General features: G+C 39.6%; 6 protein-coding genes. 5 read left to right on the plus strand and 1 reads right to left on the minus strand.

What is annotated here, in order from left to right:
- Positions 1-440: 440 nt before the first annotated feature.
- On the plus strand, positions 441-2,087 hold the full coding sequence (locus tag HWQ37_RS20715; protein WP_292750378.1) for a sensor histidine kinase: 1,647 nt from the start codon (positions 441-443) through the stop codon (positions 2,085-2,087).
- Between the two features lie 339 nt (positions 2,088-2,426).
- Here the strand turns inward: HWQ37_RS20715 and HWQ37_RS20720 are convergent, their stop codons facing one another.
- Positions 2,427-3,689 carry an FGGY-family carbohydrate kinase gene (locus tag HWQ37_RS20720; RefSeq protein ID WP_292750380.1) on the minus strand — a complete coding sequence of 421 codons (1,263 nt, stop codon included), beginning with the start codon at positions 3,687-3,689 and terminating at the stop codon, positions 2,427-2,429.
- Between the two features lie 200 nt (positions 3,690-3,889).
- Here HWQ37_RS20720 and psaM point away from each other — a divergent pair, with 200 nt between their 5' ends.
- The 4 genes from psaM to HWQ37_RS20740 all read left to right on the plus strand — a co-directional run bounded on the left by psaM (position 3,890) and on the right by HWQ37_RS20740 (position 6,308).
- On the plus strand, positions 3,890-3,979 hold the full coding sequence (psaM, locus tag HWQ37_RS20725; protein ID WP_040630342.1) for a photosystem I reaction center subunit XII: 90 nt from the start codon (positions 3,890-3,892) through the stop codon (positions 3,977-3,979).
- 324 nt (positions 3,980-4,303) lie between these two features.
- Positions 4,304-4,714 carry a slr1601 family putative cell division protein gene (locus tag HWQ37_RS20730; protein WP_292750382.1) on the plus strand — a complete coding sequence of 137 codons (411 nt, stop codon included), beginning with the start codon at positions 4,304-4,306 and terminating at the stop codon, positions 4,712-4,714.
- Positions 4,715-5,279: 565 nt separating this feature from the next.
- Positions 5,280-5,744, plus strand: a complete 465-nt coding sequence (locus tag HWQ37_RS20735; protein ID WP_292750384.1) for a hypothetical protein — start codon at positions 5,280-5,282, stop codon at positions 5,742-5,744.
- A 6-nt stretch (positions 5,745-5,750) separates the two neighbouring features.
- Positions 5,751-6,308: a glutathione S-transferase family protein gene (locus tag HWQ37_RS20740; protein ID WP_292750386.1), complete on the plus strand. Its 558-nt coding sequence runs from the start codon at positions 5,751-5,753 to the stop codon at positions 6,306-6,308.
- Positions 6,309-6,321: the final 13 nt, after the last annotated feature.

Below are 6,321 nucleotides of genomic sequence, written 5' to 3' on the forward strand. Positions count from 1 at the left end.
TGGGAGCCGCAACATAAACACGCATTAAGCTGCCATCTACTCTTAATTCAACATTACGCTTAGTGATTTGCACTTTTTTATCTCCGTGTTATGCTTGCTGTCATGAAAATAGCTTACTGCCGTAAGGTATTCATCCGCATCTACAAAATACCTAAAGTTTTTCTAGCATCCGGTTACTTTCAACCCACAATTTGGCTTTCTTTTACTTCGTAACTTTACTTTTCACTTTTTCCCTAGAAATTGAAATTTCTAGCTGATACAGAGAATATACAGCCCAGATAACTTGGCGTTTGATGGGTTGATTCTGCTATAACTATTGGTTGATTGTTCATAACCGAAATTTTACTTTTGGGATTTTATCCAGTATCTTTACTGAGTTTATCTTGGAAAGTAATAGGCATCATACCGAGGTATTAACCAAAAGCTCTATTTTTACTTTTATGAAGAAAATATTTCGTCCAACATCAATAGTAGTTGCCACAGTTGTCTTGACCATTTTATTGTTCATCCCTGTAATTTGGATGACAGGGCAAGAATACAAACAATTTAATGACCTTATTGAGAATGAGTTGCCAATCAACAGGGTAACTGAACAGATTGTTTATCTCGATGAAGTACTCACTATGTCTGCAAATATGTATGCGAGTACAGGTGATGCCAGTTGGGAAAAAAGGTATCAGGTATTTGGATTTGAATTAGATTTAACTCTGAGAAGATTTATGCAATTAGCCGAACATCGTTTTCTCATTGAACATGGCAAAACAATTGAGGATGCTAATCAAAAATTAATCAAAATAGAAGAGCAATCTTTTGCATTAACCGAACAAGGAAAAAAATTAGAAGCCCAAGCTTTATTAGTAAGCGTTGAATATGAAACAGAGAAAACTAAACTTAAGGCAAGTATTGAAATGATCAAATTTTATCTTTTACAAGAATTAAAAGGTCATATTAATAATTACCGCAAAAATATGTTTTTTTCTATTTTATTTTCTATAATAAGTTTCATTTTACTCATTCCTTTATGGTTCAAAGTACTGTCTTTATTGTCCGATTATTTAAAAGATATAAAAACAGCCCAATATGCTTTATTAAAAAGCAATCAAGAATTAGAATTACGAGTTGAAGAGCGAACCCAAGAATTAAGCAATAAAAATATTCAACTCAAACAAATTTTCAAAGAACTGCAACAAACTCAAGTAGAGTTGATTCACGTAGAAAAAATGTCTTCTTTGGGTCAAATGGTAGCTGGTATTGCCCATGAAATTAACAACCCGCTAAACTTTATTTCAGGAAATCTAAATTACACGCAAGCTTTTATCCAAGACTTATTTAACTTAGTAGATATCTATCAGCAACATTATTCCACTCCCCCAGAAGTTATTCAAACAGCAATTAAAGATATGGATTTAGATTTTGTCCGTCGAGATTTTACTAAAATTTTCGGTTCTATGATAGAGGGTGTAAATAGAATTAAGGACATAGTTAGATCGCTGCGGACTTTTTCGCGTTTAGATGAAGCCGAACTTAAAGAAGCTGATATTCATGAAAATATTGATAGTACATTGCTCATCTTAGAACATCATTTTCAACAAACTAATAAGAAGTGTGAAGTTCGCATCATTAAAGAATATGCGGCGTTGCCATTAGTTGAATGTTATTCTAGTGAACTAAATCAGGCTATGATGAATATTTTAAGCAATGCAATTGAGGCGTTAGAAAAACGACGTTTACAGTGCATGATCGATCAAAAAAATGATTACATCAGCACTATTCGCATCAGCACTGAAGTTATTTCTCAATCATCGATAAGAATTCACATTATCGATAACGGGACTGGTATTGATGAATCTATAAAACACAAAATATTTGATCCTTTTTTCACTACGAAAGATGTAGGTCAAGGTACAGGATTGGGACTATCAACTAGTTATCAAATTATTGTTAACAGACACGCTGGAAAGTTATATTGCAATTCAATAAGCGAACAATCCACAGAAATTGTGATTGAGATTCCTGTATCCCAAACTTTACCTCGTCGTTTACTAGTACAGGACGCTGGAAATAAACTGCCCATTCCAAATCAATGAAAGGTTTATGCTATAAGAATTAGGCGATCATGTTGCCCACCCCACAATATTGGATAATTTATTTATTTCTTGGAGTTCCCTTAGCAGGGGCGTAACGCACCATTCCAAGCTTGTGGTGTCTTACTGATTAATTAATTATTAAAATTCACACTAATAATTAATAAAGGGGATAGATAACATTCGCTTGTGGCGAAGCACCTATCCCCAAATAGCTGCCCAGACGATCAACCTGGAATGTATAGTCCGGTATCTAATCATCCAAGTATCGTCCGAGATATGTCGATTGTCACTGGGATACATACTGATTTAAAAGATATCTACCAAAAGATGCACTGTTGATTAACCCCTTTTTCCCTCTCCCATCGCCAACAGCGCCGTTCCGTAAGCCGCTTCTGTGTATACTGACGCTACTACAGCAACTTGCAAATGACGCGCCCTAATTGCAGTCCAAGTATGATTCGCCGCACCACCGCCAGCAGTATAAACACGGATCAACTTGTCTGCACCCATTATTTGTAATAATTCATACCCTTGCGCTTCTATACGGGCAATACTTTCTAACAATCCATGCAGAAATTCTACCGGGTTATCTGGGCGTGGTGACAAGCGTGGGGGTAAATTGGGATCGTTAATCGGAAAGCGATCGCCAACCCTCAATAACGGATAATAATCTAACTCGCTGGCAATTGAAGCATCTATCTCACCGCTAAGGCTTTCTAACTCAGCATTTATGAAAAATTTCTGTAGTACTGCACCTCCAGTATTAGAAGCGCCACCAGTTAGCCACAAATCACCCAACCGATGGCTATAAATTCCATATCTGGCATCTTCTACACGGGTACGACTTAATAACTTTAGTACCAATGTTGAACCAAGGGAAGTCACGGCTTCACCAGGTAATTTTGCGCCACTGGCGAGAAAAGCGGCAATACTATCAGTTGTACCAGCACACACCAAACAATCACGACTTAAACCGAACTTATCCGCAATTTCAGAACGCAATTCGGCAATTGGAGTCCCAGGAGTTAAAACTTTGGGTAGCTGAATCGGTATTTCTAGCAATTCTAGCCATTCTGGATATTTCAACTCTTCTACGTCATAACCCAACTTTAAAGCATTATGGTAATCGCTAATACCTAACTGTCCGTGTAGGAGAAACGCCAGCCAATCTGCTTGATGCAAAAAATATTTAGCTTCACTAAAAGACGGTAACTGCATCATCCACAAAAGTTTAGCAAGGCTGGAAGTGGCACTCAACACGGTATGATTGGGGGGTGCGATACTCCTCAAATGCTCTAGGACAGATGATCCCCGCGCATCGTTATACAACAGTGGTGCATCTGTTGGATTGCCAACCGCATCAACTAGCAATACCGTAGAAGAAGTACCATTAATTGCGATCGCTTTAATTTCTCGCCGCAACTCTTCAGGTATTTGTTCCACCAGCACAAACAAAGCCTCCTGCCAAATTTTTGGCGTAACGGCGGCTGCTGAGTCCTGAAAGGGATATCGCACCTCAGCCAGAATATAAGAAGCTTCCTCGTCAATCACCATACCGCGTGCGCCAGATGTGCCGAAGTCGATACCCAAAGACAAATTCATAATTTTTATAAATTTTTTTAATGGAGAATAATTAAGGACTACTGACTAATAACTGCTTTTGTTGCATCTTGTAACAAGATATTCCCCAATCTTGGCAAAACAAGGAAAAGTAGTAAACGAACTGTTCAAAATCTATTCAGGTTAGGAGGTTTTCAGCCATGCCTATCTTAGATACTCTGTACATCGCTCAGATATCTTCCATCTCGGATACTCAAGTCTACATCGCTCTAGTTGTGGCGCTGATCCCAGGAGTTCTAGCTTGGCGATTAGCCACAGAACTTTACAAATAAGCCTACGATGTGACACAGTTAAATAGCTAATAATCCTGGCAGTACGGGGTGCAATTTCCAGACCTTATGGTTTTATGCCATAAATACCTAGAAACCTTGCACTTACGTAAGCCAGGTTATTTTTTAACTAGTGCCACACTTGTAGCTATTTCAAAAAAATGAAGTAATATGACAGCTAAATCAAGCGGTCAGGAGTGCTGATATCTGAGTGCTGAGTGCTAAGTGCTGAGTGCTGAGTTGGAAATCTCACTCAGCACTCGGAACTCGGAACTCAGAACTCTTGATAGTGCTTCCCTTCACTCAGCGAGGTTATCTTTTAGCATCATGAACGCAACTCAACCCTCCAGACCACCGTTACAACCTATACAAAAACGCCGGGTCACTCCTCGACCAAAGCGGCATCTTCGTCAACGTTCTTACCAGGTGATGGCACTAGAAAGCACTGCCAAAATAGCGGTTAATCTTGTCATTACAGCCGTTTCAGCATCTGCCTTAGCACAACTTTTGCCTTATCATTGGTTACAGCAAGCAAAGTTGCAAGAAATTAGTACTGAAGTCAAGCTGATGGAAGGACACGTCAATGGTTTACAGGTAGAATTTAGCCGTAACTTCGATCCGCAACAAGCTAAAAGTATTAGGCAACAGCAAGGATACCGATTTGATCCCAGCCAGCGTCGGGTGGTGTTGATGAATCAAGATCGCCGAGAAGATGAGCAAACAGACTCATTACCCTAAGACAAATAGCTAATTTAGGATTATCTAGGTTTCTTGTGATTCAGGCTACGTATAAACCGGGTGTTAATTTATATTATTGCTAATAAATAATGCTTAATAGCTAATTTTTGAATAGCTATGTAGTTATCATCTATTAGTCATTAGCGATACAGCGTCACTAAAGTCTAATTCAAAATTTAATCAATTATTTTGAATTTTGAATCCCCCAGAAGGACTAATCTACCAATTAGGACGCTTCAGTATAATCTCCTTCTTGAGCCGACTTCAAAGCAAAAGAGCGTAAGTAGTTATCTTCAAAAATAGATTCGCTGCGATCGTCAAGTAGTGAGGGCGACAAATTGGTAGAATGCCAACAAGATGTTCGTTCGGAGTGCTGAGTGCTGAGTTAGGAGTTAAGAGTTAAGAGTTAAGAGTTAAGAGTTAGGAGTTTTGTTTGTCCCCTCATCTCCCTTGTCTCCCTTGTCTCCCTGCCTCCCCTGCTCCGTCATCTCCCTCATCTCCCTCATCTCCCCAGTCCCCAGTCCCCAGTCCCCAGTCCCCATTTTAAGTTTTGAGAAATTTCCCGATGACAACTGCAATTTCCTATCCCAATGCCCCTGATTTAGCAACCGATGATTACATTGTGATCGGCTTGGCAACCTGCTTCGTCAAAGAAGATGGAGAAGTTTATCAAATCGAAGTTATAGAACCGATTCCCTCTGCGGCTTTAGAAGCGCTTTTAAAGGGCATTCCTACCTCCTATAAGCTGGCTCATGCCACAACTTTGGGATCTGTGCTGGATGGCGATTCACAACTAGTGCCAGATGGCTTCCCAGAGTCGGCTCAGTTTGGAGAGGAATTTGTGCCACGGGCATTTGCAGCAGCTCGTACCTACAAGCGTCGTGAATCTGCAAAATCTTTAATTCCCTTGGGTACAAACTACAGTGAATTTAAGTATTCCATTGAGCGAAAACGGGTGTTAAATGCCGCGAGAGTTGTCACCAAAGAAGACAACGTTAAACAGCATTCTCACACTCACAAAGTTCTTTAAGTAATTATGCTAAAACTTTACGGTGGCACTCGTAGCCGAGCCTCAATTGTTCACTGGTATTTAGAAGAATTAGGAATTCCCTACGAATTCGTTAAGCTTGATATGCAAGCGGGTGAACACTTCCAGCCTGAGTATTTAGCAATTAACTCGTTTGGTAAAGTTCCAGCCATTGTTGATGGAGATTTTAAACTTTGGGAATCTGGGGCAATTTTGCTGTATCTTGCCGATAAATACAGTAAAACTCCACTTTCAGCAGAAGAACGTGCTGTATTTTCCCAATGGGTGTTGTTTGCTAATGCTACCCTTGCTCCAGGGATTTTTGGAGAAGAAAATCGGGAGCGAGAAATGCCCCGTTTATTGACTCCCTTAAATGAAATTTTCAGTAAGCAACCTTTTTTACTTGGCAATGAGTTCACTGTTGCTGATGTAGCAGTGGGGTCTATTTTGAATTACATTTCCATGATGCTAAAGCTAGACTTCAGCGCCTATCCAGCCGTGTTGAACTATATCAAACAGGTATCTGATCGTCCGGCATTTCAAAAAAGTATTAGCGGGCTGGCTTAAAATAATTCGTAAT

This window comes from Nostoc sp. NMS4 (genome assembly GCF_017115095.1).
GTDB lineage: Bacteria > Cyanobacteriota > Cyanobacteriia > Cyanobacteriales > Nostocaceae > Nostoc.

Coding starts and splice junctions, on each gene's coding strand:
- HWQ37_RS20715 (WP_292750378.1), top strand. CDS start 441: ATGAAGAAAATATTTCGTCCAACATCAATAGTAGTTGCCACAGTTGTC.
- HWQ37_RS20720 (WP_292750380.1), bottom strand. CDS start 3,689: ATGAATTTGTCTTTGGGTATCGACTTCGGCACATCTGGCGCACGCGGT.
- HWQ37_RS20730 (WP_292750382.1), top strand. CDS start 4,304: ATGAACGCAACTCAACCCTCCAGACCACCGTTACAACCTATACAAAAA.
- HWQ37_RS20735 (WP_292750384.1), top strand. CDS start 5,280: ATGACAACTGCAATTTCCTATCCCAATGCCCCTGATTTAGCAACCGAT.
- HWQ37_RS20740 (WP_292750386.1), top strand. CDS start 5,751: ATGCTAAAACTTTACGGTGGCACTCGTAGCCGAGCCTCAATTGTTCAC.